We start from the raw sequence: 24,780 nt of genomic DNA, 5'->3' as shown, positions 1-24,780 counted from the left end.
CCCGGCCCGGGCGGCCCGACCCGGTCCGCAGCCGTCGGCCATAGGATCAGCGCATGACTCCGGAAGAGGTCGGCCGCCGAGTGGTGGCGCTGCTCGCGCCCGTCGAGGCCACGGCGTCGGTCTCCGGCGGTCAGGGGTACGCCCGTGCCACCGTCGACGTACCCCCGGCGAGCTGGGCGGACGCGGTGCGCGCGGCGCGCGACGACGACGAGCTGGGTCTCGATTTCCTGGACTGGTTGTCGGCGGTGGACGAGCTGGCCGACGGCTTCGACGTGGTGCTGCACCTCTGGTCGGTCCGCCACCGGCACGGGCTGCTGCTGCGCACCCGGGTGCCGAGGGACACGCCTGTCGTCGCGTCGGTGGTCGGCCTGTTCCCCGGCGCCGCGTGGCACGAGCGCGAGACGCACGAGATGTTCGGCATCGACTTCGCCGGCCACGGCGAGCTGCGGCCGCTGCTGCTGCCGCCGGAGTTCGAGGGGCACCCGCTGCGCAAGGAGTTCGTCCTCGCCTCCCGGGTCGCGAAGCCGTGGCCCGGCGCGAAGGAGCCGGGCGAGTCGGAGGCGGGCGGCGGCCGTCGGCCGGTGCGGCCGCCGGGCGTGCCCGCGCCGGGTGAGTGGGGCACGACGCCCACGCCGGCGGGTGCGGCGGGCGCCGGTGCGGGCCCCCGCGGGGGTACGCCGGCGCGCCCGGCCCGGGAACGTCCGCCGCGGCCCGCTGCGGGGGAGCGTACGGCGCGCCCTGCTGCCGCTGAGCGCCCGGCGCGCCCGAATGCCGCTGAGCGCCCGGCGCGGCCGACTGCCGGGGAGGCTTCGGAGCGGCCTGCTTCCGGGGAGGCCGGGCCGGGGTCCGGTGCTGCTCCCGCGGCGGATGAGGCGGGTCCGCCCGGTCGGCCGCTGCCGGGGGAACGGCCGACCGGTCCGCCCCGCCAGGAGCCGGGGCCCGACGCGGCGGGGGAGAGCTGATGCCGGACTGGTTGGAGCTGGTCCTGCGTGTGGCGGGCGTGCTCGTCGCGTTCCTCACGCTGCCGCTGATCGTGGGTCAGGCCGAGCACAAGGTGATGGCGCACATGCAGGGCCGGCTGGGCCCGATGTACGCGGGCGGTTTCCACGGCTGGGCGCAACTGGTCGCCGACGGGATCAAGTTCGTGCAGAAGGAGGACGTCACCCCCCGCGACGCGGACCGGCCGGTGTTCCGGCTGGCGCCGGCGGTAGCGCTGGTGCCGTACCTGCTCGTGCTGTTGGTCATCCCGCTCGGACCGGGTGACCTGGTGGCCCAGCCGCTGGACATCGGCCTGTTCTTCGTGCTCGCCGTGGTGGGCGTCGGCGTGCTGGCGGTGCTGATGTCGGCGTGGGCGTCGGCGAACAAGTACAGCCTGCTCGGCGGGCTGCGTGGCGCGGCCCAGCTGCTCGGGTACGAGCTGCCGCTGGTGCTCGCAGCCGCCTCGGTGGCGATGGCGGCGGGCACCCTCAGCCTGCCCGGCATCGTGGAGGCGTGGCAGCCGTGGTGGCTGCTGTGGCAGGCGCCGGCCATGGTGATCTTTTTCGTGGCGGGACTGGCGGAGATCCGCCGTCCGCCGTTCGACATGCCGGTGGCCGACTCCGAGCTGGTCTTCGGCTACATGACCGAGTACACCGGCCTGCGGTTCGCGTTCTTCCTGCTCGCCGAGTACGTGGGCATCGTGGTGATCGCGGCGCTGACCACTGTGCTGTTCCTCGGCGGCTGGCAGGGCCCGTTCGCCGACGCGCAGCTCGGGTGGCTGTGGACGCTGCTCAAGGTCTTCGCCGTCGCCTTCGTGATCATCTGGCTGCGGGTGAGCTACCCGAGGCTGCGCGAGGACCAGCTGCAGCGCCTCTGCTGGCTGGTCCTGGTCCCGCTGGCCCTGGCCCAGCTCGTCCTGACCGCCGCAGTCCGCCTGGCCCTGTAGCCCGCCCCTCCCGCCCTCCCCGCCCCCCGGCCCCCCGCCCCGGCGGGGAGGGGCGGGCCGGGGCGGGGTCTACTCGCTCGGACTCGGGTGGGGCGGGGGTGGGGTGCCGTCGCCGAAGGGGCGACCACCCAGTTCCTCCCGTCCGTGCGGGGTGAGCCAGTTGCTCAGGTCCGGGCCGAGCGGCACGACGCCGGTCGGGTTGATGTCCCGGTGGACCTCGTAGTAGTGCCGCTTGATGTGGTCGAAGTCGATGGTGTCGCCGAACCCGGGCGTGGTGAACAGATCCCGGGCGTACGCCCACAGCACCGGCATCTCGCTGAGCTTCTGCCGGTTGCACTTGAAGTGCCCGTGGTAGACCGGGTCGAAGCGGACGAGCGTGGTGAACAGCCGCACATCCGCCTCGGTGATCGTGTCGCCGACCAGGTACCGCTGCCCGGCCAGCCGCTCGCTCAGCCGGTCCAGCCGGTCGAACAGCCGGTGGTACGCCTTTTCGTACGCCTCCTGGCTGCCGGCGAAGCCGCACCGGTAGACGCCGTTGTTGACGTCGGCGAAGACGACCTCGTTCACCTCGTCGATCTCGCCGCGCAGCGGTTCCGGGTAGAGGTCCGGCGCGCCCGGCCGGTGGTGCGCCGTCCACTCGGTCGTGAGGTCCAGGCTCATCTGCGCGTAGTCGTTTGTCACCACCTGACCGGTGGGCACGTCGACGAGCGCCGGGACGGTGATGCCGCGCTCGTAGCCGGGGAAGCGGGCGAAGTACGCCTCGGCCAGCCGCTCGATGCCCAGCACCGGGTCCTTGCCGTCCGGGTCCAGGTCGAACGTCCAGCTCCGCTTGTCGTGGGTGGGCCCGGCCACGGCCATCGAGATGGCGTCCTCCAGCCCGAGCAGCCTGCGGACGATGATCAGCCGGTTGGCCCAGGGGCAGGCCCGGCTGACCGCCAGCCGGTAGCGCCCCGGCTCCACCGGCCAGCCGTCCCGCTCGTCCGCGGTGATCCGGGTGGCGATGTAGCGCTGGTCGCGGGTGAACTCGCCACCCGGCTCCACGTACTTGCCGCCGGTCCGGTTCAGGCCCTCGTCGTCGCTGACCACGCCCACCTCCGAGTTCGCTTCTCGCTCCCATCATGGTCGCTCCGGCGGTGGCCGGCAGGGCGAGCGTCTGCGGAGACCGGCAGGGTGAGCGCCCGGGAGAGCGCATAGGCTGCCCGCCGTGACCGATGTGGAGGCGGCAGCCCGGCGTTTCGTCGCCGACGTGTGGAACGCGGGGCGCGAGGAGAGCGCGTACGAGCTGGTGGCGGCGGACTGCCCGGGGCTCGGCGGCACCGGCCCGGCGGCGATGCTGGCGTGGCACCGGGACCGGCGGGCCTCGTTCCCCGACCTGCGCTACAAGATCGTCGAGGTGGTGGCGACCGGTACGCGGGCGGCGGTGCGCTGGCGGGCCGCCGGCACCCAGGCCGGCCAGTTCGGCCCGGTGCCGCCGACCGGCCGGGTGGTCAGCTACTCGGGCGCGACGTTCCTGCGTTTCGACGACGACGGGCGGATCGTGGACGTGTGGAGCGTCAACGAGCTGTTCCAGGTGCTCCAGCAGCTCGGCGTGCAGATGCTGCCCCCGCTCAGACCCGGCGAGGCGTGATCCGGTCGACCGGCAGGTTCACCGGGAACGGCTCGCCGGTGTCGACGAACTTCGTCCACCGGCCGGTCTCCGTGTAGACCTCGTGCACCGGATCGATCTTGTAGGTGTAGACGACGATGCCCTCGTCCTCGATCTCGATCCGCCAGTGGAACGGGATCCCGGCCTGCGCGTAGAGGGCCGGCTTGAGCACCCGGTCGATGGACCGGGTGCTGGGCGAGACGATCTCCACGGCGAGCACCACCTCGTGCGGCTCGTACCGGGACGGCTCGCGCGCGGCGGCGGTTGCGGTGGTGACCAGCACGTCCGGGATGAAGGAGCGGGTGCGGTTGATGCGCACCTCCACACCCTGGGTCACGTCGTACCCGTCGGGGCAGTCCTCGTCGAGCGCGACCATGAGCAGGGCCGCGATGCTCTGGTGGATCCGGGTGGGGGAGGGGGACATGAGCAGCACTCCATCGAGCAGTTCGCGGCGGCGACCGTCCTCCGGCAGCGCGTCCAGATCGTCTGTCGTCCACCCGCCCTCCGGCGGGTGATCGCTCTCCAGCGCGGCGGTCATCGGTGAGCCCTTCCCGGTGCGTCGTTCTCCCCGCGCTCACGATACCGCCGCCAAGAGTCGGGGGGTGGTCGCGCGCGCCCGGGCCACAGGGCAGGATGGGCGGCATGAGCGAGCACGGTGGAGTGCCCGGTGCCGGGTTGGTCAAGGGCCTGGCGGTCACGTTGAAGACGATGACCCGCCGCTCGACCACCCAGCAGTACCCGGACGTCGCGCCCGAACTGCCGCCCCGCTCCCGCGGCGTGATCGCGCTGCTGGAGGAGAACTGCACGGTCTGCATGCTCTGCGCCCGCGAGTGCCCGGACTGGTGCATCTACATCGACTCGCACAAGGAGGAGGTGGCGGTGCCCGGCGCCGCCCGCCCCCGCCAGCGCAACGTGCTCGACAAGTTCGACATCGACTTCTCGCTCTGCATGTACTGCGGCATCTGCGTCGAGGTCTGCCCGTTCGACGCGCTCTACTGGTCGCCGGAGTTCGAGTACGCCGAGTACGACATCAAGGATCTGCTGCACGACAAGGACCACCTCGGGGAGTGGATGGCCACCGTGCCGCCGCCGCCGGCCCACGACCCGCTCGGCGACCCCTCGAAGGAGGAGACCACGGCCGCCCGGAAGGCGGCGGGTCCGTCGGCCCGTCCGGCTCCCGCCCGGGTACGCCCCGACGCCGCCACCGATCCGGGCGGAGGCGCTGCCTCATGACCGGTGCGGACGTCCTGCTGCTCGCGCTGGGTGCGGTGGCGGTGGGCTCAGGTGCGCTGGTGGTCGCCACCCGGCACCTGGTCCGGGCCGGCCTGTGGCTGGTGGTCTGCCTGGGCGCGCTGGCGGGGAACTACCTGGTGCTGACCGCCGAGCTGGTGGCCTGGGTGCAGGTGCTCATCTACGTGGGCGCGGTGGTGGTGCTGCTGCTGTTCGCGGTGATGCTGACCCGTGCGCCGATCGGCCCGTCGGACGACCTGGACCGGCCGGGCTGGCCCGCCGCGCTCGTCGGTGCCGGCAGCGGCCTGGGCCTGGCGGTGCTGCTGATCGACGCGTTCCGCTGGTCCCGGGTGGACCTGCCCGCCGCGGGCACCGCCGAGCGTCTCGGCGAGCAGGTGTTCCGCTCCTGGGTGCTGCCGTTCGAGGTGCTGTCGGTGCTGCTGCTGGCCGCGCTGGTCGGCGCGATCGTGCTCTCCCGCCCCGACATCGGCCGTCCGGCCGCGCCCACAGCGGCCCCCGACGGCGGCGAGCGCCCGGCCCGCGTCGCGTCCACCCCGGCCGCCGACGAGGGCGGGCGCCCGTGAGGCCGGTCATCCCGTACGTCACCGCCGCGCTGCTGTTCGGCCTCGGCGTGTACGGCGTGCTGCGCCGCCGCAACGCCGTCCTGGTGCTGATGGCGGTGGAGCTGATGCTGAACGCGGTGAACCTGGTGCTGGTCACCGCCGACACCACCGTGCAGGCCGTGCTGCCGCACTCCGGTCAGGTGTTCGCGCTGTTCGTGATCGTGCTCGCCGCCGCCGAGATCGGTGTGGGGCTCGCCATCGTCCTCCAGCTCTACCGGCTGCGCGCCGGCGTCACCGTCGACGACGTCCCGTTGGCCGAGCCGGCTCCGGCGGTGACCCCGGTCGAGCGGCCGGAAGGAGCAATCCGGTGAGCACGCCGACGCTGTGGCTCGCGGCGGTGCTGCCGGCCGCGCCGCTCCTCGCCGGGCTGCTCGGCCTGCTGCTGCCGCCCGCTCCGCACCACGACCGGGCGTCGGCCCGACGTTCCGCGGTCGCGCTGGGCGTGGCCGGGGCGGCCGTGTCGCTGCTGGCCGCGCTGGCGCTGCTGGTGCGCGTGGACGCGCCGGTCGAGGCGTCCACCACCTGGATCGACCTGGGTGGGCTGCGGGTTACGCTGGGCCTGCGGCTGGACGGCGTGGCGGTGCTCGTCGCCACCGCCGTCACCGCTGTCGCGCTGGCCGTGCAGGTCTACTCGATCGGCTACCTGCGCCGGGGCCCGCACGACGACGTGGACGTCGACCACCGCTACCCGCCGTACGCGGCGCAGCTCAGCCTGTTCACCGCCGCCATGCTCACGGTGGTGGTGTCCGGCGATCTGATCATGCTGCTGGTCGGCTGGGAGGTGATGGGCGTCTGCTCGTACCTGCTCATCGCCCACGACCGGCGGCTGCCCGAGGCGCCCGGCGCGGCGGTGCAGGCGTTCCTGGTCACCCGCGTGGGTGACGTCGGCTTCCTGCTCGGCATCGCGCTGCTCGGCGTGGGCGCTGGGAGTTTCCGGATCGCCGACGTGCTGGCCTACGACTACGGCACCGGCACGCTCACCGCCGCCTGCCTGCTGCTGCTCGCCGGGGTGGCGGGCAAGAGCGCCCAGTTCCCGCTGCACACCTGGCTGCCCGAGGCGATGGCCGGCCCGACGCCGGTGTCCGCGCTGATCCACGCCGCGACGATGGTCGCCGCCGGGGTGTACGCGGTGGCCCGGCTGTTCCCGCTGTTCGAGCGCGCCCCGGCCGCGCTCGCCGTGCTCGGCGTGCTGGCCGCGATCACGATGCTGCTCGGCGCGTTCGCCGCCACCGCGCAGGACGACATCAAGCGGGTGCTCGCCTGGTCGACCGTCTCGCAGATCGGCTACATGACCGGCGCGCTGGCGGTCGGCGCACCAGCTGCCGCGCTGTTCCACCTGCTCACCCACGCCGCGTTCAAGGCGCTGCTGTTCCTCGCCGCCGGTGCGGTGATCCACGCCGTCGGCACCACGCTGATGTCCCGGATGGGCGGCCTGCGTTCCGCCATGCCGGTGACGTTCTGGTGCACGGTGGTCGGCCTGGGCGCGCTCGTCGGCGTTCCCCCGCTCTCGGGTTTCTGGAGCAAGGACGGCGTGCTGGCCGCCGCCGAGGCGGTCGCGCTCGACGGCGCCGGGCCGACCGCGGCCTGGGTCGGCTGGCTGGTCTGGCTGGCCGGGCTGGCCGGCGTGGCGGTGACCGCCTGGTACGCGACCCGTCTGCTGCTGCGTACCTTCCTCGGCGCCACCCGCACGCCGTTGCTGCGCCCGCACGACCCGCCCGCGCTGCTGCGCTGGCCGGTGCTGCTGCTCACGGTCCCGGCCGCGCTGCTGGGCCTGGCCGCGTTCGCGCCGTGGTTCGCCGATCGCCTGCGGGTGCCCGGCGACGACACCGGCGAGGCGGCCGAGCTGGTCCACCTGGCACCGAACCTGATCCTGCCGTTCCTGCTGCTGCTCGCCGGTGCGGGCGTCGCCTGGGCGGGCTGGCGCCGCGACCCGGCCGCCGACCCGGCCCGCTTCCTGGGTCCGCTGCGGCCGGTCTTCGCCCGGGCGTTCCGGCTCGACGACGTGCAGCACACCCTGGTCGTACGCCCGGCGGGCGCGCTCGCGCGGGTCGTCCGTACCGGTGACGAACTGGGCGTGGACGGGCTGGTCGAGGGCAGCGGCCGGGCGGCGGTCGAGGTGGGCGGCGGCCTGGCCGCGCTGCACCGGGCGGCGCTGCCGCGCGCGGCGGCCGGCGTGCTGGCCGGCGCGCTGCTGATCGGCCTCGCGGTCGCGCTGATCGGAGTGACCTCATGACGTTCGGGCAGGTCCTGCTGGTGGCAGTGGTCGCGGTGCCGGCGCTCGGCGCGCTGGCCACAGCGGTCGTGCCCGGTGACCGGGCCGGCCGGGTGGTCGGCACCGTCGCCGCCGCGGTGACGCTGCTGTCGGCGCTGCCGCTGGTTGGCGGCGACCACGGCTGGTTCGGGTACGGGCCGCGCCCGGCGGTGCAGCCGTGGCACCAGCTCGACCTGCCGTGGGTGCCCGGGCTCGACCTGCGCTTCCACCTCGGCGTGGACGGGATCTCCTGGCCGCTGGTGGTGCTGACCGCGCTGCTCACGTTGCTGTGCTGCGCGTACACGCTGTGGCGGGTGCCGCCCGGCGGCGGCAGCGGGCGGGCGCTCGTGGCGCTGCTGCTGGTGGTCGAGGTGGGCATCCTCGGCACGTTCCTCGCGCTCGACCTGGTGCTGTTCTTCCTGTTCTTCGAGGTCGTCCTGCTGCCGATGTACGCGATCATCGCCGGCTGGGGCGGCGCGGACCGGCGGCGCGCGGCCCGCAAGTTCGCGCTCTACACGCTGTTCGGCTCGGTGCTGCTGCTGGTCGGCGTCTACGTGGTGGTGGCCGCCGCGGGCACCGCCGACCTGGTCGCGCTCACCGGCGGCGCCGGGCTGTCCCGGGGCACCCAGCTCGCCGCGTTCACACTGCTGGCGATCGCGTTCGCGGTGAAGAGCCCGCTCTGGCCGCTGCACTCGTGGCTGCCGGACGCGCACACCCAGGCACCCACCGTCGGCAGCGTCATCCTCGCCGGGGTGCTGCTCAAGATGGGCACGTACGGACTGATCCGGATCGCCGTCGGGGTGGCCCCGGAGGGCGCCCGGTGGGCCGCGCCGGTGCTCGGCGTACTCGCCGTCGCCGCCATTCTAATCGGTGGCCTGGTCTGCCTGGCGCAGGACGACCTGAAGCGGCTCATCGCGTACTCCAGCGTGGGGCACATGGGCTTCGTGCTGCTCGGGGTCGCCACGCTCACCGCCACCGGAATCCAGGCCGCGCTGATCGGCAACATCGCCCACGGCGTCATCACCGGCCTGCTGTTCTTCCTGGCCGGTGCGGTCAAGGACCGCGCGCACACCGGCTCGCTGGCCGAGCTGTCCGGGCTGCGGGAGACCGCGCCCCGGCTGGCCGGGCTGCTCGGCTTCGCGGCGGTCGCCTCGCTGGGGCTGCCCGGCCTGGCCGGGTTCTGGGGTGAGGCGTTCGCAGTGGTCGCCGCCGTGCAGCGGGGCGGCCCGCTCTGGCTCACGCTGGCCGGGCTGGCGGCGCTGGGCGGGGCGCTCACCGCCGCGTACTTCCTGCGGCTGCTGCGCCGGGTCACGCACGGCCGGCCCAGCCCGGCGGTGGCCGGTCTCGCACCCGGGCTGGCCGGGGCGGAGCTGACCGCCTGGGCGCCGCTCGTGCTGCTCGCGCTCGCGGTCGGTCTGGCCCCGGCGCTCGTGCTGTCGTACGCCTCCGGTCCGGTGGAGGCACTGCTGGGGGTCGTCCCATGAGCCTGGTCCAGCCGGTCGACAACGTGGCGATGCTGCCCGCGTACCTGGCCGCCGGCACGGCCGTGCTGGTGCTCCTGTTCGACCTGCTGGTGGCCCGGCCCGCCGTCACGGTGGCGATGGCGGCGCTCGGCGCGGCCGGCACCGCGGCCGGCGCGGCACTGGTCGGGGCGGCCGGTGAGCGGCGCACGTTCTGCGTCGGTGACGACTGTTCCTGGGTGTGGGGCGGCCGGGCCGCACTGGTCGGTGCCGTGATCGCCCTGCTCACGCTCGGCGTGCTGGCGCTGTCCGGCCCGCTGCTGCGCGCCGGTCGTACCCCGGTCGGCGAGTACTGCTTCCTGCTCGCCTGCGCGATGACCGGCGGCGTGGTGCTCGGCGCCGCCGGTGACCTGATCACGCTGATCGTGGCGCTGGAGACGCTGACGCTGCCGCTGTACGTGCTGGTCGGGCTGCGGCGGGACAGCCTCGCCGGTGCCGAGGCGGCGGTGACGTTCTTCGTGGTGAGCGTGGTCGCCACCACTGTGACGCTGCTCGGCGCGGCGCTGCTCTACGCGGTCACCGGCACGCTGCACCTGGACCGGCTCGGCGCCACCCTGGCCGCCCGCGCCGACCTGACCGATCTGCCGCTGACCGGCGTCGCGGTGGCCCTCGTGGTGGCCGGGCTGGCGTTCAAGGTCGCCGCCGTGCCGTTCCACGCCTGGGCCCCCGCCACGTACGACGGCGCGCCCCTGCCGGTGGCCGCGTACCTGTCGACCGCCTCGAAGCTCGGCGGCGTGGTGGCGCTGCTGGCGGTGGTGCAGCGGGCGCTGCCGGGTGACCTGACCGGTCCGGTGCTGGCAGCGCTGGCGGTGCTGACCATGACCGTCGGCAACCTGGTGGCGCTGCGGCAGCGGCGTACCGTGCGGTTGCTGGCCTGGTCGTCGGTGGCCCAGGCGGGCTACATCCTGGCCCCGCTGGGCGCGCTGGCGCTGTCCGCGGGCCGCACCGGCGACGCGCGGGCGGCCGCGTACGCCGCAGCCGTCGCGTACGCGATCTTCTTCGTGCTGCTGGAACTGGCCGCGTTCGCCGCGGTGGTGGCGCTGCGCCCGGCGGACGGTGACGGCGGCACGCTCGCCGACCTGAGCGGCGCGGCGCGGCGGCACCCGTGGGTGGGCGGCGCGTTCGCGCTGGCGCTGATCGGGCTCGCCGGACTCCCGCCGGGCCTGGCCGGGCTGTTCGCCAAGGTGACTGTGGTACGCGCGCTGCTGGCCGGGCACGCGGGATGGCTGGCGCTGGTGGTGGCGCTCAACGCGGTGATCGGCCTGGCGTACTACCTGCGGGTCACCGCGTCCCTCTACGCGACGCCGGCCGGCGCGGCGGCGGTCCGGCCCGCCCGGACCGTGGTGTTGGCGCTCGGCGTCGCCACCGCCGCGGCGGTGGTGATCGGTTTCGCACCGCAGATCGTGCTGGACGTGGCGGCGCGCTGACCGGTTCCTGCCCGGATGGGCGACCGCTTCAGCCTGCGCACAGCAACATCCAGCCAACTTTCAGCCATGAGCCGGATGGTTGACGGGTACCGGTGTGTTGAACCGGTCAGCGGGCCTCCCGCAAGGGTCCGTGCACCGAAGGAGAGATCGTGCATCACAACCGTCTCAAGACCGCAGCGCTGCTCGGCCTGTTGACCTCGCTGATCCTCGCGGTCGGCTACTGGTTCGGCGGTAGCGGCGGTCTCGTCATCGCCGTCGTCGTGTCGTTGCTGATGAACGGCGTCACCTATTTCTTCTCCGACAAGCTCGCACTGCGCTCGATGAAGGCGCAACCGGTCAGCGAGGCACAGTTCCCCGAGCTGTACCAGATGGTGCGGGAGCTCTCCACGCTGGCCGGGAAGCCGATGCCCCGGCTCTACGTCAGCCCGACGTCGCAGCCCAACGCGTTCGCCACCGGTCGTAACCCGGAGAACGCGGCGGTCTGCGTCACCCAGGGCATCGTGGAGATCCTGGACTACCGGGAGCTGCGCGGCGTGATCGGCCACGAGCTGTCCCACGTCTACAACCGGGACATCCTGATCTCCAGCGTGGCGGCCGGCCTGGCCGGCATCATCACCATGCTGGCGAACCTGGCCTGGTTCATCCCGCTGGGCTCGTCCGACGACGAGGACGGCCCGAACCCGGCCGTGCTGCTGCTCACGCTGATCCTCGGCCCGATCGCCGCCACGGTGATCCAGCTCGCGATCAGCCGGAGCCGGGAGTACCAGGCCGACCAGTCGGGCGCCGAGCTGAGCCGCGACCCGCTGGCCCTTGCCAGCGCCCTTCGCAAGATCCACAGGGGTACGCAGGCGCGCCCGCTGGCGCCGCAGGGCCAGCTCGCCAGCACCGCGCACCTGATGATCGACAACCCGTTCAAGCGGGGCGGCGGCATCGCCGCGATGTTCGCCACCCACCCGCCGATGGAGCAGCGGGTGGCCCGCCTGGAGCAGATGGCCCGCAACTCCGGGCCGGTGCAGTTCCAGCGCTGACCCGCCGTACGCCCCGCCGCGCCCGCGTCGCACGACGCGGGCGCGGTGGTGTGTCCGGGCACAATGCGCTTCCCCCGGTCCTGCCGCGCCGTTAGGGTCGAAACGTCTCCCGCTCATTACCCTCCTGGAGGTCGACCGTGGCCGCACTGCGCCAGTACCAGGGCGTCTGGCGGATCCCTGGCGCGCCGATGCTGCTGATCCTCGGCATCATCGGCCGGCTCGGGATCGGCATGACCCCGCTGGCGCTGCTGCTCGTCGTCGAGCAGGTCACCGGCCGGTACTCCCTGGCCGCCGTCGCCGGCGGCATCTACGCGCTCTCCGGTGCCGCACTCAGCCCGGTCGCCGGCCGGATCGCCGACCGGGTCGGACCCGCTCCCGTCCTGCTGGCCACCGCGCTCGCCCACCCGCTCGCCCTGATCGGGCTGCTCGTCGCCACCCGCTCCGACAGCGGCAACCTCGGGCTGATCTACCTGGCCGCGGGCCTGGCCGGCGCCACGTATCCGCCGCTGACCGCCGCGATCCGAGGCGCCTGGAACGACCTCACCGCCCCCGCCACCGGCCGGGGGCACCTGCGCAACACCGCGCTCGCCGCCGAGACCACGCTGTTCGAGGTCGTGTTCGTGGTCGGCCCGCTGCTGGTGGCGGGCTTCGTGCTGTTCGCCGACGCCTCCGCCGCGCTCGTCGGCGCCGCGGTGGTCACCCTGGTCGGCACCGGCACCGTCGCGCTCGGCCGGGTCATGCGCGGCTGGCGCCCGCACGCGCGAGAGCACCACGCCCGGGGCCTCGGCCCGCTGCGGCTCGGCGGCTTCCCCGCGCTGCTGCTCTGCGTGGCGAGCCTCGGCATCGCGTTCGGCGCCTCCGGCGTCATCGTCCCGGCCTTCGCCGGAAACTCCGGCGCCGACGACCCCGAGAGCCTGGCCGGCGTCCTGCTCGCCGTCTGGGGCATCGGCAGCGCCATCGGTGGTTTCTGGTTCGGCGTACGCAAGCCCGCCGCCAACATGACCCGCCAGTTCGCCTGGCTGCTCGGCACCGTCGCGGCCAGCCTCGTCGTCTTCGCGTTCATTCCCGACCCGGCGGCGCTGGGCGTCGCGCTGGTGCTCGGCGGCGCGGCCATCGCCCCCGCCCTCACCCTGGAGAACACACTCGTCGGACGGATCACCCCGTCCGGCATGCTGAACGAGGCGTACACCTGGGTGGTGACCATGTCGGTCGCGGCGAGCGCCGCCGGCGGCTCGGTCGCGGGCCTGATCATCGATCACGCCGGTGGCGTCTCGTGGGCGTTCGTCTTCGCCGGGGTGGCGGTCGCCGTCGGGGCCGCGGTCGCCGCGCTGCCCGGTGGCCCGATCGCCCGGGCCGAAGCCACAGCGGTACGCGCCGAGCAGTCGCTCGCCGCCTGACCGCTCACCCGCCGGCGGTCACCACCCGCTCCGCGCCGCCGGGCGGCGGCCAGGCCCAGCGCGAGGATCGCCACCGCGCACGCCAGCAGCGTGGAAAGAAGAACGCGAAGGACAGCGACAGCAGGCCGAGCAGCGACCGGTCCCGCGCGATGATCCGGCATCCCGACGTACGGGACGGTCCGGCCGTCGGGTCCTCGTGGCGGTCTCCGCCCTCGCGGTCTCCGTCCTCGTGCTGGGCTCCGGCCGGGTGGCGGACGCTGCCTTCACGGCGGGCGCCTCCACTCCGGACGGCGCCTCCACGGCGGACGGCGCTGCCACGGCGGACGGCCGGGACGACGAGGCGGTAGCTGACGGCCAGCACGGCGAAGCTGACCGCGTCGATCGCGATCACCCACACCGCGCCCGCCCAGGCGATGAGGAGACCGGCGAGCGGTGGGCCGACGATCGTCGCCGCCTGGCCGAACACGCCGAGCAGCGCGTTCGCGGCCAGGTGGTGCCGCCGTGGCAGAAGCTCGGCCACGAGCGTGAAGCGACCGGCCGACCCCCAGGGATGCAGGAGTGAGGACACCGCGAGCAAGGCGACGTAGAGGCCGACGTCCAGCACCCCGGCGAGGTGGGCGGCCGGGATCGCCCCCAACGCTGCGGCCCGCACGGTCGCGTCCCAGCCGGCGAGCTGGGCCCCGCTCCGCCCACCCAGCCACCGCCCGATCAGCAGCGTGCCGGCCGCCCCCGGCAGCGTGTACGCGGCCACCGCGAACGCCGTCCAGGTGCTGCGCTGCCCCGTGGGGGCGAGTTGCAGGGCCAGCCACGTCACCGCGACCAGGGCGAGCCCGTCACCGAGAGCGGAGGCCGCGAGCCCGGGCAGCAGCCGGCGCAGCACCGGTTGACCGAGCACCGGCCGATAGGGGAGGAGCATCGTGGGCGTCATGCTCCCACCCGACCGTATGCCCGGCCCGTACCCCAAGGAAGTCGCCTGACGGCAGAAACAGGGCTGGAAACGGTGGCAACCGGCGGGAACGTCGTTCCGGCCCGGCGGGCGTCCGGCCCCTGCCAGACTGATCGTTACCCGCCGGTGTTCCGCGCCCATTCCACTCGACGCGAAAGGTGCAGGCCATGGCCACCGACGACATCCACCCTTTCCGGCTCGACACGCCGGACGAGACCATCGTCGACCTGCACCGCCGGATCGCGGCGACCCGCTGGCCCAGCCGGGAACTGGTCGACGACCGCTCGCAGGGTGTGCAGCTCGCGACCGTCCGAGCGCTGGCCGACTACTGGACGAACGAGTACGACTGGCGCGCCTGCGAGACGAGGCTGAACGCCCTGCCGCAGTTCACCACCACCATCGACGGCGTGGAGATCTACTTCGTCCACGTACGGTCGAAGCACGAGAACGCCCTGCCGCTGATCATGACGCACGGCTGGCCGGGCTCGGTGGTGGAACTGCTCGGGGTCGTCGGTCCGCTCACCGACCTTACCGCCCACGGCGGCACCGCCGAGGACGCCTTCCACCTGGTGCTGCCGTCCGTGCCCGGCTACGGCTTCTCCGGTACGCCGACCGAACCCGGCTGGGAGAACGGCCGCATTGCCGCCGCCTGGGCCGAGCTGATGCGCCGCCTCGGCTACACCCGCTACGTCGCCCAGGGCGGCGACGTGGGCGCCGCCGTCACCGACGCGATGGCCCGCCAGGGACCGGACGGGCTGCTCGGCGTCCACGTCAACCTGCTCGCCGGGGCGATCGACCTCAAGGACGAGCTGCCGGCGGAGTCCGAGCAGGAACGCACGGCACACGACGCGCTCCAGCTGTTCACGACGGATGGGTTCGGCTACTTCCTGGAGCAGACCACCCGGCCGCAGACCATCGGCTACTCGCTGCTGGACACACCCGTCGGGCTGGCCGCCTGGATGCTCGACCACGACACCGACAGCTACTACAAGATCTCCCGCGCGTTCGTCGACGGCACACCGGTCGGTGGCCTGACCCGGGACAGCGTCGTCGACAACATCACGCTCTACTGGCTGACCGGCACCGGCGCCTCGTCCGCCCGGTGGTACTGGGAGTTCGGCCGGTTCCTGGCCGCCGCCAAGGAGGCCGGCCAGGCCCCGCCGCCGGCCAAGGTGCCCGTCGCATTCACCGCGTTCCCCGACGAGATCTGGGCGGCGCCGCGCAGCTGGGTCGAGGCGGTCTACCCCGGCGTCGCGTACTTCAACGAGGTCGACAGGGGCGGGCACTTCGCCGCCTGGGAGGAGCCGGAGCTGTTCGCGGCCGAGATGCGGGCCCGGGTTCCGGCCGCTGCGGGGCCGCTGACCCGCGTCGTGGCCGGTGACCGGCCCGGTCCCGGCCACGACGCGGTCGTGCTCACCGGTAGTTGGTGAACTGGAGAGATACCGCCCATGAGCAGCCAAAACTCCGCCACGATCGCAGCTAGGCCGTCGCCAGGCCGTCCGAGGGCGACCCGAGCACCTTGTCGACGGCTCGCCGGGTGCGGTCCTCGCTGGTGGGCATGAGGTGGGTGTAGGTGCGCAGGGTGAAACCCGGGTCGGCGTGGCCCAGGTACTCCGACAGCGCCTTGACGCTCTCCCCGGCGTCGAGCAGGACCGAGGCGTAGAAGTGCCGCAGGGCGTGCATTCCGGTGGCCCGCGACGATTGGATGCCGGCGGCCGTCAGGGCAGGATGCCAGTAGTCCCGGTTGAAGGTGTGGCGGTCCATCGCGACGTTCGTGCGTCCGTGGACGACCAGGTTGACGGGCAGCGCGGGCGGGTCGCGGTCCGTGGGTGGTTGCGGTAGGCCATCCCGCCTGCCATCGACCCGGGCAAGCCGAGCAGACCCCCGCCCGACCCGCCAGCATCCGTACGAGGCGTCAAGGTCCGCTTGACGTGGCGGGCCGGGCGGCAGCCCGCTCCCCTGGAGGGCGGGTCGACGGCAACCGGGATGGCTTTGGATCTATCGCGTTGGCGTCGCCGACGGGTGTGCTGAGCTGTGCGGGGCAGGCGATGACGGTGCCGAAGGAGCCGGGGACGGGGTGCGCCACGCCTCCTGCTTCTCCAGCTGCCACAGGTTGACGATTCTCTTCTCCGCCGTCTGCACCTTGCACCGTTCTCCGTCGTGCACGACGTTCACCAGGACTGCTCCCAGCCTGCCGTTGTTGTCAGAGGCCCCCATCAGTTGCAGACGTTCCCCGACCCTAAGCTGATCGGGACGAACGACGAAGGATGCCTGCTTCTCGGCATTCATTGCCAAAACGCGGGGCGAGTAGTCAGCAATTGAGCCTTGGCCTTCACTTTGAAAACAGACCTTTCCCTGCGGCACGAAAGTGACATAGGCAGCAATTCCGGCCTTTGCCAGGCGCCGTTCCAGCCCTGCGGGGTCCTTGAATTCCCGAATCCTCACCTCGACCGAGCCGTCGTCCCGACTCTCGACGGCCCAGGCAGTCGAGCCCGCCTGCTGGCCGAGGACTACGGGCACGCCAACCGCGCCAGCCACAGCGAGGGCTCCCGCCCCCGCCAGTACACCGACGCGTCGCGCACGGCTCCTGCGGTGCTTATGTCCGGCAGTTGATCGGGCTGCCATTTCTGCCACTTCGGCTTCAAGTACCGCCAGCAGACGGTCTTCGAACGTTTCCGGTTGGTTCACTGCAATGCCTCCAGGAGGGGGTAGGTGGTGACATCGTTGGCTTTGTCGGCAGAGTTGTTCAGGTGCCGGCGGGCGCGGTGCAGCCGGACACGTGCCGCTACGGCGGTAATTCGCAGCGCGGCGGCCGCATCTCGAATGGTTAGCCCGTCGACAGCAACGAGCTCCAGGACGGCCCGCTCGCCTTCAGGTAGCTCATCGATCGCGGGCATCATTTGCCGTAAGGAGGCCTGCGCATCAATGCGTTCCTCTAGACGCGCGATGTCATCGTCGCTGAGTAACCTTCCGCCGGCGACACGATTAACGGCCCGCCGCTCGCGCTCGGTGCGCCGAAGGTCTGTGAGGAGCACGTTCCGGGCGATGCCGTAGGTCCATCCCAGCGGGGTTCCTTTCGCTGCCCGGTAGCTTGGGGCCGCGGAGATCGCGGCAAGGAACACGTCGGCGGTCAGGTCTGCCACCCGCTCGGCATCCGCAACCCTCCGGGCCAGGTAGTTCTGCACGGCGCTGACGTGTGCCTTGTAGTACGCCCTGAAGACCGCCGGGTCCTTAGCGATCTGTCTCAGGTCCTCGGTGAAGTTGTCGTCGTCATCCACTCGATCTCCCTCTCTCGACGCCGTCTGCCCGGTACTTAGTCGCAGGCGTCGGAGGCGTTACAACCAAGGCCCAGCGCGGGCCGCCCTAGGCCGGCAGAAACTGACCACCGATGACCGACAACTGCCAGCGGTACCCGAGGAAATGGCAGGTCAAGACTGCCGCCGCGGTCGAGGCTCGGCAACAAGGTGTCCTGGGCGTCGCATTCGGCCCCGGGGAGAGTCACCCGCCTGGCCTCAGATCACGACCACCGCAGGCCAGGGCGATGTGGGAGTCTCCTGGCAGTGGGGAAGCCCGGCAGCGGTTGCCCGCAGCTACCGTGACAGCAAATGTGGGACGAGGACACGCCGGCCCGTTGGCGCGGACAGTCGCCAGGGACCACAGACGCGGATGAAGACCGCGAGACGTAGCGCCCAGAACTACAACGAGGGCACAGAGCGAGCGGGGTGTGGGCTTCGGGCGGACCGACGAGGACCAGGCCCAGGCCGTCGCCAGGCCGTCGGAGGCCGATCGTGAGCGACCAACGACGACCACTGGTGACGAAGTCTGCCCAGGTAACAAGGCGCGGCCGGCCCGATCGCCGGGCCGGCCGGATCCTCCTTACCTATAGTTGGTGAACTGGAGCGCCAGCCCGAAGTCCTCACCCTTGAGCAGCGTGATGACGGACTGGAGATCGTCCTTCTTCTTGCCGGTGACGCGGAGCTGGTCGCCCTGGATCTGCGCCTGCACGCCCTTCGGGCCCTCGTCGCGGATCTTCTTGCTGATCGCCTTGGCCTTGTCCGAGTCGATGCCCTGCACCACCTTGGCGTCGATCTTGAAGATCTTGCCCGACTGCCGGGGCTCGCCGGCGTCGAGCGACTTCAACGAGATGTTCCGCTTGACCAACTTCTCCTTGAAGACGTCCAGCGCGGCCCGGACCCGCTCCTCGGTCTCCGCCTGGAGGCTGATCGCCTCCTCGCCCGCCCAGGAGATCTCCGCGCTGGTGCCCCGGAAGTCGAACCGCGTCGAGAGCTCCTTCTCCGACTGGCGGACGGCGTTGTCGACCTCCTGCCGGTCGACCTTGCTCACGATGTCGAACGACGGGTTCGCTGCCATGCTCATGCTCCTGCTGTCCGGCGGTCTGTCCTGGTCCGTCCCGCGCTGACCAGCGTGGGACCTCCTGACGGTACCCGGTTGCGGCAGTGCCGGGGGCAACCGCTATCCTTGCTTCCGCTGCCGCGTTGCGACGCGGTGGCGTGCCCTGGCGGGTTGCCCGAGCGGCCAATGGGAGCGGACTGTAAATCCGTCGCGAAAGCTACAGAGGTTCGAATCCTCTACCCGCCACCAGTGCACAAAGAGGCCCCTGACCAGCGAGAACGCCGGTCAGGGGCCTCCCTCGTGAGTCTCACTCAGTCCTGCTCTAGCCCGCTCGATCTCGCTGGCTGTGTCACATGCGTGTCATCGAGATCAAGCCGATCCGGCGTCCCTCTCACGGCTCCGATGACCAGAGCGAGACCGGTGAACATTCCCGGTAGGGCGGGAGAGTCCCGATGCCGAGCGACGCGGTGGGCAGCGATCCGTCCTGGGGCAGCCGGATCCGCCGCCTGAATTGATCCGGGCCTGACCGCCGCCGTCGGCGCCCGCCGGAAAGTGGTCGGCGGCTCCAGCATGGGTTGTTAGGGTCGCTCGGTGCCGCGGTCGTCGACGGCCGCCATCCGCCAGCCCAGCCTGTTCAGGAGTCACACCGAGTGCAACTGACCTGCCCGCCATCGATCCGCGACGGCGACATCGTGATCCGGCCGCACAAGCCTGCGGACCTGGACGCCTTCGCGCGCTTCCTGACCGACCCCGACGCCACCCGGTACATGGCGTTCACCCCAGAGCAGAAGTCCGCCGAGGGCGCGCGGGCCATGCTCGACTACGTCATCTCGTCGTACGGCACCGAAGACGAGGTCCTGTCCCTGACCATCGCCGACGCTTCCGACGACAGCTATGTCGGTTCGGTGGGTGCCGCCCCGACGGAGGCTCCCGGCGTCGTCGAGATCTACTTCACCGTCCTACCGGGCCGGCAGAGCCGGGGAGTGGCGACCCGGGCGGCGACCCTGCTGTTGGACCACCTTGTCGCCCAGCCCGGCGTCCGGGAAATCCGCGCCGACGCCGTTCGGGACAACCACCCGTCCATCCGGGTGCTGCAGAAGCTGGGCTTCCAGTCGGTTGGTCGGATCGACCGACAGGCAGCCGAAGGGGACCTCGCGCACGTGGCGATGTCAGGAGTTCGCCAGACCCTGGACCCTGAGCGGTGGCGGGCCGCTCGTCGCCGGTCCGGTGGCTGACCCGGTCGGTACGCGGGCCTAACTTGATCTTCAACCGCCTGAGGTCCTGCGGGGACCCCGGCCGATCACGGAAGCAGCCCCTTGGCTGATGATCTTCTTGTCTATAGGTGCTGACTGATCCCAGCAGAAGGTGCGAGCGCCCGGAGCTGGCTGTGTGCGGGCGCGGAACTCGTCAGTAGCAGCGCGGCCGGTCCGGCGAGCGCTTCCTCCGGCGAACAGACCGGCCGGGGCTGCCGGGCCTACTGAGGGGTTCGCGCGTGAATGAGGGAATCGTCCTCTGGCGTTCATGACACAGACAGGTATGGTGGTCAATGGCCGCGGGTCCGGTGGCGTGCTGCCGGGGCGGATCGGCCAGGCGGAGCCGGCCGGGCCACTCAGGGCTGGCGGTGTGGGTTTCGCGTGACTTGATCCCCTTCGTGGGTGAAGGCAGGAATCCGCAGTGGACGAAGCGGCTGAACTCCCTGCACCCCCGTGACCTGGCTGCGTGTCGTGGTCGGCCGGGCCGAACGGCGGAACCTGACAGCTACTCGGGCTGGGCGGCTCCTCTTCGCTTTTCTGCCCCCCGGCGTTGTGGCACGATCGGGAAACCTTCACCGTCCCTCTGTGGCAATCTCCCGACAGGAGCAATCATGTCTGGTCGAACGCTGGGCCGCCTGTTCGGCTCGCTCCTCGTGCTCGCCGCCGTCGCAGGCGCCTTCGGCGTCATTCCCGGCACCGGTGGCGCGCAACTCGGCGACATCGTCTGGACGATGGGCACCCTGCGCTGAATCATCGAGCCGTCCGCCCCCCGGCGGACGGCGTCTCGGGTAGGAGGGGCATGGCAGGCCAGGGCCGACCTCGCAGGTCGACGGAACGTGCCTGGCTCGTCACCGCCCCTCTGGCGCTGCTGGCGGTGGTCTTCGGCACCTGCGTCGCGCTGGTTGCCGATCAGCCGTTCGGCAAGTGGCCGCTCGCCTTCGTGTTCTTCGTCGTCATGGCGGGGACCAGCTTCGCTGCGCTAAACGTCTACGTCCGGCGCCAGTCGGTGGGCGTGACGCTGACCGAGGTGCCACTCATCGTGGCGCTCTACTTCCTGCCCCCGTTGACTGTCGTCCTGATCTACACACTCTCGGTGCTGGTCTGGAGCGTCTCGCACCGCTTCGGCGCGGCGAAGCTCTGGTTCAACGTCGCCAAGGCCGCCGCCGCGACCTCGCTGGCCAGTCTCGTCCTCCTGGCGCTGCCACCGCTGCGCAACGTCGGCCCGGTGACGTGGGGCTCGCTGTTCCTCGCCGTCTGCGTGGTCACGTTGGTCAGCCTCGTGAGCGTGGTCGGTGTGCACGTGCTGCTCCAGGGCTGGCCGGCCGGGCGGGACGCGCTGCGCAGCATGCCGACCGCTCTGCTCACCGCCGCCATCAACGCGGCGATCGGCCTGCTCGTCCTGATCGCCCTGCGGACGACGTGGTGGTCGGCCCTGCTGCTCGCCGCCCTCTTCAGCGGCCTGGTCCTGGTCTACCACTCCTACTCCCAGTTCTTCCGCCAGCATCGGACGCTGGCCGGGATGTACGAGCTCACCCGGCTTCTCGCCTCCGGCACCGAGCGGTCGCTCGCCGACATCCTGCTCGACCGGGTACGCGCGCTGATGCAGGCCGAGTACGCGACGCTCTGGCTGCCCGCCCAGGGCCGGCATCCCGAGGTGCTGCTCACCGCCCGGGTGGACACCCCCGGCCTGCTGGACCTGGCGCCGACCCCGGCGAGCCTGCGGCAGCAGGTACGCAAGAAGGGGCGCACCCTCTCGTTCGGCCGCTGGCTCGGCGGCGATCCCGCGTTGCGGCAGACCGCGGGGGAGGAGCGGGTAAAGGACGCCATCGTCGTGCCGCTGCGTTCCGGTCAGGCCGTGATCGGCACGCTCGAGGTGACCAACCGGCTCAGCGACATCGGTCACTTCGCTCCCGGCGACATCCCCGTCTTCGAGACGGTGGCCGCGCACGCCGCGGTGGCGCTGGAGAACTCCCGCCTGGTCGACCGGCTGCGACACGACGCCGAGCACGACGTGCTCACCGGGCTGCCCAACCGGCGGCGCCTCACCTCGTCGGTGGCGGAGGCGGTCAAGATCCGCGCCCCGGGCGAGGTGGTGGCGCTGCTGCTCTTCGACGTCGACCGGCTCCGCCAGGTGAACGAGTCGCTGGGCCACGCCGCGGGTGACAAGGTGCTGGTCGAGGTGGCCGAGCGGCTGCGCGCCTGCACGCCCTCCTCGGCGCTCGTCGGCCGCGCCGGCGGTGACGAGTTCCTGGTGACGCTGCGGTTGGAGAGCGCCGAGGCGGCCCTGGAGCTGGCGAACCAGATCCGGGAGCAGATCCGCGACGAGATGGTCTTCGACGCGCTCACCCTGGACGTGGACACGGTCGTCGGGGTGGCCGTCCACCCGGACCACGGCAGCGACGCGGTGGCGCTGCTGCAACGCGTCGACCTGGCGGCCACCGCGGCGAAGTCGGTACCGGGCAGCATCCAGCTCTACAGTCCGGCGCTGGAATCACGGTCGATGCGCCGGCTCGGCCTCGCCGGTGACCTGCAACGGGCGCTCGACGAGGGCGAGCTGGAGGTCTACTTCCAGCCCAAGGTCACGCTGCGGGACCGCCGCCTGGTGGGCGTGGAGTGCCTGGCCCGGTGGGAGCACCCGGCGCACGGCACTGTCGCGCCGGACGACTTCGTGGCGGTGGCCGAGCACACCGGCCAGCTCGGCCGGCTCACCGAGTTCGTGCTCCGGGAGAGCCTGCGGCGCAGCCGCGACTGGAGCCACGGCGAACAGCCGCTGTCCGTCGCGGTCAACCTCGCCGCGCGTACGCTCACCGACCAGCGCTTCCCCGCGCTGGTACGCGATCTGCTGGCCGAGTACGGCGTACCGCCGCAGCGGCTGACGCTGGAGGTCACCGAGGCGGGTGTCCTGGACGGCACCGAACGTCCCATACCAACCCTGCGCAGCCTCCGTGACCTGGGTGTTCGGCTCTCGGTGGACGACTTCGGCACGGGGAACTCGTCCCTGGCGCAACTTCGCCGGCTGCCGGTGCACGAGGTGAAGGTGGACCGGTCGTTCGTGCAGGGCATGGCGACCGATCCGGGTGACCTGGCGATCGTCAACGCGGTGGTGACGCTGTCCCAGCAGTTCGGCCTCGCGGTGGTGGCCGAGGGCGTGGAGAGCGAGCTGACGCTGGAGCTGCTCCAGGACATCGGTTGTGAGATCGGCCAGGGTTTCCTGTTCAGCCGCCCGCTGCCGTACGAGCGGCTGGAGGCGTGGTTCGGCGCCCAGGTCGACCCGGAGACGGTGGTCGCGGGGGAGCTGCCGCGCCTGCGAGTTGTGCCCTGACCAGGGCTGACACACGCCTGGGGGATCCGATTTCACCTGCACGACGCGGTCGTGTACTGTTTCCCCTGCGCGACACCCCCCGGGGTGATCGAGCAGGCCCCCTTAGCTCAGTCGGCAGAGCGTCTCCATGGTAAGGAGAAGGTCTACGGTTCGATTCCGTAAGGGGGCTCAGAGGGTCCGGCTGGACCCGCCACGGCGGTGTAGCTCAGATGGCAGAGCAAGCGGCTCATAATCGCTGTGTCGCCGGTTCAAGTCCGGCCACCGCTACTCTCGTCCTCCGGGTCAGCCCGGTGGCCGGTGGGATGGGCGCCGCAGGCGCCCACTTTGCATGTCCGCGTCGTCAGCGCGTACGCTGACACGCCGTAGTTGTTATCCGTGAGCGAGGAAGGCACTCCGCCGTGGCGAAGGCGACCGATGTCCGGCCGAAGATCACTTTGGCGTGTGTGGAGTGCAAGGAGCGCAACTACATCACGCGCAAGAACCGCCGTAACGACCCGGACCGCATCGAGCTGAAGAAGTTCTGCCCCCGGGACGGCAAGCACACCGTCCACCGCGAGACCCGCTGATCGCGGCCGGCGCAGCCGGCTCGCAGCAGCTTCTCGAACGCCGATCCACCTGACGGGTGGCCTCCAGGCCGCCCGACCGGGCGGATCGGCGTTCGTGTTTTCCGTGTAGGTTCGGCGACATGTCCCTGGACCCGTCCTTCGTCGGCCGGACGTACCCGCCGACCGCCCCCTATCAGGTGGGCCGAGAAAAGATCCGCGAGTTCGCCACCGCCGTCGGCGCGACCGACCCGGCTCACCACGACCCGGAGGCGGCCCGGGCGCTCGGCCACCCCGACGTGGTGGCGCCGCCGACGTTCCCGGTGGTCGTCACGATGGCGGCCAGCCGGCAGATCGTCGAGGATCCGGCGCTCGGCGTCGACTACAGCCGTGTGGTGCACGGCGACCAGCGGTTCGCGTACACCCGGCCGGTGGTGGCCGGGGACGAGTTGGTGTGCGTGAGCACCATCGAGGAGGTCACCACCCGGGGCGGGCACGGCTTCCTGACCACCCGCACGGACGTGAGCACTGTGGACGGTGAGCCGGTGGTCGCCGTGTGGTCCAAGATCGTCGTACGCGGGGAGGCCTGAGGACATGGAGCTGCCCACCCAGACGTACCGGGTGACCCGCGCGGACCTGGTCCGCTACGCGGGCGCCTCGGGCGACTTCAACCGGATCCACTGGAGCGACCGCACCGCCACCGCCGTCGGGCTGCCGGGCGTCATCGCCCACGGCATGTTCACCATGGCGCTGGTCGGCCGGGCGGTGGCCGGCTGGGCCGGCGCGCCGGACGCGGTGGTCGACTTCGGCGTCCGGTTCACCCGCCCGGTGGTCGTTCCGGATACCGACGAGGGCACCGAGATCGAGGTGTCGGCGGTGGTCAAGGAGGTCACCGAAGAGGGCCTGACCAGGCTCGACATCACCGCCACCTGCCAGGGTGAAAAGGTGCTGTCGCAGGCTCGGGCACTGATCCGTACGACGCGCTGAGGGTCCGCCCGACGCGCGAGGGGCAGACCGGTTGGGAAAGTCGCACGACTACCCGTACACTGGTCCGCCGTGGGGCAAGTGACCCCCGCTCGGCACAACGTGTCCGGGTGGAGGTGAGTTGCCGCACAGGGGTGTAGCTCAATTGGCAGAGCAGCGGTCTCCAAAACCGCAGGCTGCAGGTTCAAGTCCTGTCACCCCTGCGCCTCAGGCCTGACCGTTCCGTGGGTCGCGCCGCCCTCACCGGTGGCGTCCGGCCCGTGGTGGTGGCATCGGTGGGGTGGTTCCGAGGCGTTCGGGCCCTCCCGGCCGGTCCGCCGGCCGCGGCCCGTCGC

General features: G+C 71.9%; 24 protein-coding genes, 4 tRNA genes and 1 pseudogene. 22 read left to right on the top strand and 7 right to left on the bottom strand.

Annotation, left to right across the window (positions count from 1 at the left end; translation table 11 throughout):
* The first annotated feature begins 53 nt into the window (after positions 1–53).
* Both GA0070215_RS29775 and nuoH read left to right on the top strand, forming a co-directional pair.
* A complete protein-coding gene (locus GA0070215_RS29775) occupies positions 54–962 on the top strand; it encodes an NADH-quinone oxidoreductase subunit C (protein ID WP_091041159.1) in 909 nt (302 codons plus the stop codon).
* Positions 962–1,924 carry an NADH-quinone oxidoreductase subunit NuoH gene (nuoH, locus tag GA0070215_RS02010; RefSeq protein ID WP_013288672.1) on the top strand — a complete coding sequence of 321 codons (963 nt, stop codon included), beginning with the start codon at positions 962–964 and terminating at the stop codon, positions 1,922–1,924. Before GA0070215_RS29775 ends, nuoH begins: the two co-directional genes overlap by 1 nt.
* Before the next feature lie 69 nt (positions 1,925–1,993).
* Here the strand turns inward: nuoH and GA0070215_RS02005 are convergent, their stop codons facing one another.
* Positions 1,994–3,016 carry a glutathione S-transferase family protein gene (locus tag GA0070215_RS02005; RefSeq protein WP_377467148.1) on the bottom strand — a complete coding sequence of 341 codons (1,023 nt, stop codon included), beginning with the start codon at positions 3,014–3,016 and terminating at the stop codon, positions 1,994–1,996.
* Positions 3,017–3,128: 112 nt separating this feature from the next.
* Here GA0070215_RS02005 and GA0070215_RS02000 point away from each other — a divergent pair, with 112 nt between their 5' ends.
* Positions 3,129–3,551, top strand: a complete 423-nt coding sequence (locus GA0070215_RS02000) for an ester cyclase (RefSeq protein WP_091041155.1) — start codon at positions 3,129–3,131, stop codon at positions 3,549–3,551.
* Here the strand turns inward: GA0070215_RS02000 and GA0070215_RS01995 are convergent.
* Complete coding sequence (locus GA0070215_RS01995) at positions 3,532–4,107, bottom strand: Uma2 family endonuclease (protein ID WP_091041152.1); 576 nt, start codon at positions 4,105–4,107, stop codon at positions 3,532–3,534. The two genes, GA0070215_RS02000 and GA0070215_RS01995, sit on opposite strands and share 20 nt — an antisense overlap.
* Positions 4,108–4,211: 104 nt before the next feature.
* Between GA0070215_RS01995 and GA0070215_RS01990 the strand changes: the two genes are divergently transcribed.
* From GA0070215_RS01990 to GA0070215_RS01955, 8 genes are all read left to right on the top strand, one after another.
* Positions 4,212–4,802 carry a NuoI/complex I 23 kDa subunit family protein gene (locus tag GA0070215_RS01990; RefSeq protein WP_018787630.1) on the top strand — a complete coding sequence of 197 codons (591 nt, stop codon included), beginning with the start codon at positions 4,212–4,214 and terminating at the stop codon, positions 4,800–4,802.
* Positions 4,799–5,383: an NADH-quinone oxidoreductase subunit J family protein gene (locus tag GA0070215_RS01985; RefSeq protein ID WP_091041150.1), complete on the top strand. Its 585-nt coding sequence runs from the start codon at positions 4,799–4,801 to the stop codon at positions 5,381–5,383. Before GA0070215_RS01990 ends, GA0070215_RS01985 begins: the two co-directional genes overlap by 4 nt.
* Positions 5,380–5,733 (top strand): NADH-quinone oxidoreductase subunit NuoK, encoded by a 354-nt coding sequence (nuoK, locus tag GA0070215_RS01980; RefSeq protein WP_018787628.1) that lies wholly within the window; start codon positions 5,380–5,382, stop codon positions 5,731–5,733. Before GA0070215_RS01985 ends, nuoK begins: the two co-directional genes overlap by 4 nt.
* Positions 5,730–7,655, top strand: coding sequence for an NADH-quinone oxidoreductase subunit 5 family protein (locus GA0070215_RS01975; RefSeq protein WP_091041147.1), 1,926 nt, complete (start codon positions 5,730–5,732; stop codon positions 7,653–7,655). Before nuoK ends, GA0070215_RS01975 begins: the two co-directional genes overlap by 4 nt.
* Positions 7,652–9,157, top strand: a complete 1,506-nt coding sequence (locus GA0070215_RS01970) for a complex I subunit 4 family protein (protein ID WP_091041145.1) — start codon at positions 7,652–7,654, stop codon at positions 9,155–9,157. The genes GA0070215_RS01975 and GA0070215_RS01970 overlap by 4 nt, the downstream gene beginning before the upstream one ends.
* Complete coding sequence (locus GA0070215_RS01965; protein ID WP_091041144.1) at positions 9,154–10,620, top strand: NADH-quinone oxidoreductase subunit N; 1,467 nt, start codon at positions 9,154–9,156, stop codon at positions 10,618–10,620. The genes GA0070215_RS01970 and GA0070215_RS01965 overlap by 4 nt, the downstream gene beginning before the upstream one ends.
* Positions 10,621–10,769: 149 nt before the next feature.
* On the top strand, positions 10,770–11,648 hold the full coding sequence (htpX, locus tag GA0070215_RS01960) for a zinc metalloprotease HtpX (protein WP_018787624.1): 879 nt from the start codon (positions 10,770–10,772) through the stop codon (positions 11,646–11,648).
* Between the two features lie 137 nt (positions 11,649–11,785).
* Positions 11,786–13,045 carry an MFS transporter gene (locus GA0070215_RS01955; protein ID WP_091041143.1) on the top strand — a complete coding sequence of 420 codons (1,260 nt, stop codon included), beginning with the start codon at positions 11,786–11,788 and terminating at the stop codon, positions 13,043–13,045.
* Positions 13,046–13,139: 94 nt separating this feature from the next.
* Here GA0070215_RS01955 and GA0070215_RS01950 read toward each other — a convergent pair.
* Positions 13,140–13,973, bottom strand: a pseudogene (locus tag GA0070215_RS01950) (MFS transporter); the annotation flags it as partial.
* 185 nt (positions 13,974–14,158) lie between these two features.
* Between GA0070215_RS01950 and GA0070215_RS01945 the strand changes: the two are divergent.
* On the top strand, positions 14,159–15,421 hold the full coding sequence (locus GA0070215_RS01945) for an epoxide hydrolase family protein (protein WP_244166830.1): 1,263 nt from the start codon (positions 14,159–14,161) through the stop codon (positions 15,419–15,421).
* Between the two features lie 49 nt (positions 15,422–15,470).
* On the opposite strand, the gene GA0070215_RS01940 is transcribed toward GA0070215_RS01945, so the two are convergent.
* The 4 genes from GA0070215_RS01940 to GA0070215_RS01930 all read right to left on the bottom strand — a co-directional run bounded on the left by GA0070215_RS01940 (position 15,471) and on the right by GA0070215_RS01930 (position 18,362).
* Positions 15,471–15,785 carry a tyrosine-type recombinase/integrase gene (locus tag GA0070215_RS01940; protein WP_279616534.1) on the bottom strand — a complete coding sequence of 105 codons (315 nt, stop codon included), beginning with the start codon at positions 15,783–15,785 and terminating at the stop codon, positions 15,471–15,473.
* A gap of 204 nt (positions 15,786–15,989) precedes the next feature.
* Positions 15,990–16,679, bottom strand: coding sequence for a hypothetical protein (locus GA0070215_RS27845; RefSeq protein WP_141708147.1), 690 nt, complete (start codon positions 16,677–16,679; stop codon positions 15,990–15,992).
* Positions 16,676–17,269, bottom strand: a complete 594-nt coding sequence (locus GA0070215_RS01935) for an RNA polymerase sigma factor (protein ID WP_091041142.1) — start codon at positions 17,267–17,269, stop codon at positions 16,676–16,678. The genes GA0070215_RS27845 and GA0070215_RS01935 overlap by 4 nt, the downstream gene beginning before the upstream one ends.
* Before the next feature lie 598 nt (positions 17,270–17,867).
* The gene (locus GA0070215_RS01930) at positions 17,868–18,362 is read right to left on the bottom strand and encodes a YajQ family cyclic di-GMP-binding protein (protein ID WP_091041141.1); all 495 of its coding nucleotides are present in this window, start codon (positions 18,360–18,362) and stop codon (positions 17,868–17,870) included.
* 147 nt (positions 18,363–18,509) lie between these two features.
* Between GA0070215_RS01930 and GA0070215_RS01925 the strand changes: the two genes are divergently transcribed.
* The 10 genes from GA0070215_RS01925 to GA0070215_RS01885 all read left to right on the top strand — a co-directional run bounded on the left by GA0070215_RS01925 (position 18,510) and on the right by GA0070215_RS01885 (position 24,648).
* A tRNA-Tyr gene (locus GA0070215_RS01925) sits at positions 18,510–18,593 on the top strand.
* 401 nt (positions 18,594–18,994) lie between these two features.
* Positions 18,995–19,579 carry a GNAT family N-acetyltransferase gene (locus GA0070215_RS01920; RefSeq protein WP_018784534.1) on the top strand — a complete coding sequence of 195 codons (585 nt, stop codon included), beginning with the start codon at positions 18,995–18,997 and terminating at the stop codon, positions 19,577–19,579.
* Positions 19,580–20,208: 629 nt separating this feature from the next.
* Positions 20,209–20,346: a hypothetical protein gene (locus tag GA0070215_RS28325; RefSeq protein ID WP_018784535.1), complete on the top strand. Its 138-nt coding sequence runs from the start codon at positions 20,209–20,211 to the stop codon at positions 20,344–20,346.
* A 50-nt stretch (positions 20,347–20,396) separates the two neighbouring features.
* Positions 20,397–22,919, top strand: a complete 2,523-nt coding sequence (locus GA0070215_RS01915; protein WP_091041140.1) for a putative bifunctional diguanylate cyclase/phosphodiesterase — start codon at positions 20,397–20,399, stop codon at positions 22,917–22,919.
* A gap of 96 nt (positions 22,920–23,015) precedes the next feature.
* Positions 23,016–23,088, top strand: a tRNA-Thr gene (locus tag GA0070215_RS01910).
* 25 nt (positions 23,089–23,113) lie between these two features.
* Positions 23,114–23,186: transfer RNA gene (locus GA0070215_RS01905), tRNA-Met, on the top strand.
* Between the two features lie 131 nt (positions 23,187–23,317).
* Positions 23,318–23,485 (top strand): 50S ribosomal protein L33, encoded by a 168-nt coding sequence (rpmG, locus tag GA0070215_RS01900; protein WP_013288652.1) that lies wholly within the window; start codon positions 23,318–23,320, stop codon positions 23,483–23,485.
* 119 nt (positions 23,486–23,604) lie between these two features.
* Complete coding sequence (locus tag GA0070215_RS01895; protein WP_091041138.1) at positions 23,605–24,051, top strand: MaoC family dehydratase N-terminal domain-containing protein; 447 nt, start codon at positions 23,605–23,607, stop codon at positions 24,049–24,051.
* 4 nt (positions 24,052–24,055) lie between these two features.
* Positions 24,056–24,448 (top strand): MaoC family dehydratase, encoded by a 393-nt coding sequence (locus GA0070215_RS01890; RefSeq protein ID WP_018784539.1) that lies wholly within the window; start codon positions 24,056–24,058, stop codon positions 24,446–24,448.
* A 127-nt stretch (positions 24,449–24,575) separates the two neighbouring features.
* Positions 24,576–24,648: transfer RNA gene (locus tag GA0070215_RS01885), tRNA-Trp, on the top strand.
* Positions 24,649–24,780: the final 132 nt, after the last annotated feature.

The organism is Micromonospora marina (assembly GCF_900091565.1).
Taxonomy (GTDB): Bacteria; Actinomycetota; Actinomycetes; order Mycobacteriales; family Micromonosporaceae; genus Micromonospora; species Micromonospora marina.
Note: the sequence above shows the minus strand (reverse complement) of the source record. Positions and strands in the feature narration are given on the sequence as shown.